This window comes from Streptomyces sp. NPDC017890 (assembly GCF_044328675.1).
Classification (GTDB): Bacteria; Actinomycetota; Actinomycetes; order Streptomycetales; family Streptomycetaceae; genus Streptomyces.
Genome location: NZ_JBIRHU010000163.1, coordinates 1 through 1166, shown reverse-complemented (window position 1 = coordinate 1166; position 1166 = coordinate 1). Strand labels below are relative to the sequence as shown.

Here is a 1166-nt window from a genome sequence, read left to right as displayed (position 1 = left end):
CTGAACTCCAGGAACGCACCCGGCGTCGACATCACCGCCACACCACCGGCCACCGCCATCGAACACTCACCATTACGCAACGCCTGCACCGCCAGATGCAGCGCCACCAACGACGACGAACACGCCGTATCCACCGTCACCGCCGGACCCTCGAGCCCCAGCACATACGACAACCGACCCGAGATGACGCTGCCCGCGTCCCCGGTCGTCAGATAGCCCTCGGAGGCGTCCTGCGATGCCTGGTACAGGCCTGCTCCGTATCCTTGTGCCGAGGCGCCGACGAACACGCCGGCCTGACTACCGCGTATGGACGTCGGGTCGATGCCCGCGCGCTCGAACAGCTCCCACGCCGCCTCCAGCAGCAGGCGCTGCTGCGGGTCCATGGCGAGCGCCTCACGCGGCGAGATCCCGAAGAAGCCGGCGTCGAATTCGGCTGCCTCGTAAAGGAATCCTCCAGCCGGTGAGAAGCCCGAGACCGTCAACGCTTCCAGATCCCAGCCGCGGTCGGCTGGGAGGACGGACAGTGCGTCGGCTTCGGAACTCACCAGCTGCCACAGCTGTTCCGGGCTGCTGACACCCCCTGGGTAACGGCAGGCCATGCCCACGATCGCGATGGGCTCGTCGGCGGCCACCGCCGCTCCGCCCTGGGCCAAACCGGAGCCGACCGCAGCCGTCGGCGCACGACCGTCGACGATCCGACCGCGCAGATACTCGGTCAGGACCGCCGGGCTCGGATAGTCGAAGACGAGGGTGGCGGGCAGGTCGATGCCGGTGCGGGTCCTGAGCCGGTTGCGTACCTCCACTGCGGTGAGCGAGTCGAAGCCCATGTCGCGGAAGGCCCGGCCCGCCTCAACGGCGTCAGCCGACGGGTAGCCCAGTACGCCCGCGGCTTCCGTGCGCACCAACCCCAGAATCTCGCGGGTCCGTTCGGTGTCTGTCAGTCCGGCCAGGCGTACTGCGAGTTCGGAGCCACCGGCGGCGGTGGGCTCAGTCTGCTCGGCCGCCACAGCCCGCGCCGCCTCGGGGATGTCGGCGAGGAGCGGGCGTGGGCGGGCCGCCGTGAAGCCGGGCACGAAACGGGCCCAGTCAACGTCGGCGACGGCCACGAACGTCTCGTCGTGCTCCACCGCCTGCACCAGCGCCGACACCGCCAGCTCCGGATCCAT

Annotated in this window: 1 protein-coding gene; it reads right to left on the bottom strand. The window is 69.7% G+C overall.

The features are described 5' to 3' along the window. Positions 1-1166, bottom strand: a 1166-nt coding sequence (locus tag ACH4F2_RS36260) for a beta-ketoacyl synthase N-terminal-like domain-containing protein (RefSeq protein ID WP_398136835.1), incomplete at both ends; no start/stop codon positions are given.